We start from the raw sequence: 1,393 nt of genomic DNA on the forward strand, positions 1-1,393 counted from the left end.
CCTCCAGATCCTGAATAAATATTTGGAATAAATTCTAAATGGGTTCCACGTAGTCTTGCAATACCGCAATCTCCTGTGTCAATTGCAACTAAAACAAATCCTATTTGTTTATTGTTTGATTCTATTAGATTTTTTTCAATCGGTAACCATTTTTTCTTTGTAATCGTAATGCCGTCATTTATTTTTAGAATAAATGAATGATGTGAACCATGAGGGACAGATTCATTACTTGATTCTAGTATTGTTCCTCCAATTCTTAATCTATCTAAAACATCATCTAGTGATATTTTTTCTACATTCAATGCAATTCTTACTCTGATTCTTTCTCCCTTGTCTGGTCTTGCATAATCTTTCTCTAATTTTATGACTCTGGTAGTATCGCCTACAATTCTATCTCCTTCTCTAATTACACGACGTAAAGTTAACAGATCATCAGAATCTTCTGGCATTACAGAGATTGAATTGTCATCAATTGCTTTTGTAATCATAATACTATTCTAATTAACAGAAACAAAAGAGTTTAGCTTGTGACTTTTTTAGTCTCTTCTGTTTTTTTCTTGAGATAATTTTCAACCCAATCCAAAGTAAGAACACCTGATTCAGCTAAATTTGTAAGAGAATTAGCAGATGCTTCACCTACCACTTTTCCATTATTTTTTCTTAGTTGACGCCACTTTAATGCAGTATTTCCACTCTTTGAATTGTAAATAATTCCAAGAATATCTCTAGCATTGACAAATGTGATGTCTCTTACTTTTTTCAAAGTTACTTTATCTGCAGCCTCGACATAAATTGAACCTAAACTGTCTTCTCTTTCTGCAAATACCTCAGGATCCTCCAAATAACTTCTTGGAGCATACGAACGACATGTACTGCCAATTACAAATCTTCTGAAACTTTCCAATGAAGCAGGAGTGTCAATTGCAACCATTTTGAATAAATCCCCAGTTCGTCATTTATCAATCTTCTTGAAAGACTCAATAGGCATCTACCTTAATACTGCCTTGCCGGCAGTGATGACCCTATCCCTTTGATTGATGATGAGGATCTTGAGTTCTGAGCCTGCTTAGAATTTTTATGATAGATACAATATTTCATATCATGAAATCTTTAACCGAATATCTTACTTTTAATGTAAAAACACGAAGAGATTTTATCAATATCACACCTGACATAAGAAAACTAGTTCTTAAAAGCAAAATTCAGGAAGGATTGTGTCTTGTAAATGCAATGCATATCTCTGCAAGCGTTTTCATTAATGATGATGAAAGTGGATTACATCAGGATTTTGAAAAATGGTTAGAATCACTTGCACCTCATGAACCAATTAATCAATACAAACACAACAACACAGGTGAAGACAATGCAGATGCCCATCTAAAGCGACAAATAA

Annotated in this window: 3 protein-coding genes; 1 reads left to right on the forward strand and 2 read right to left on the reverse strand. The window is 33.4% G+C overall.

All coding sequences use genetic code 11. The features are described from left to right. Both BG20_RS07690 and BG20_RS07695 read right to left on the reverse strand, forming a co-directional pair. A partial coding sequence (locus BG20_RS07690) for a pelota family protein (protein ID WP_010193197.1) occupies nucleotides 1–488 on the reverse strand: 488 nt, incomplete at its 3' end. 32 nt (nucleotides 489–520) lie between these two features. Next, nucleotides 521–931 carry a hypothetical protein gene (locus tag BG20_RS07695; RefSeq protein WP_010193200.1) on the reverse strand — a complete coding sequence of 137 codons (411 nt, stop codon included), beginning with the start codon at nucleotides 929–931 and terminating at the stop codon, nucleotides 521–523. A gap of 170 nt (nucleotides 932–1,101) precedes the next feature. On the opposite strand from BG20_RS07695, the gene BG20_RS07700 reads away from it, so the two are divergent. Continuing rightward, nucleotides 1,102–1,393 (forward strand): YjbQ family protein (locus BG20_RS07700; RefSeq protein WP_048097162.1); only part of this gene is annotated, 292 nt, incomplete at its 3' end.

This window comes from Candidatus Nitrosarchaeum limnium BG20 (assembly GCF_000241145.1).
GTDB classification, from domain to species: Archaea; Thermoproteota; Nitrososphaeria; order Nitrososphaerales; family Nitrosopumilaceae; genus Nitrosarchaeum; species Nitrosarchaeum limnae.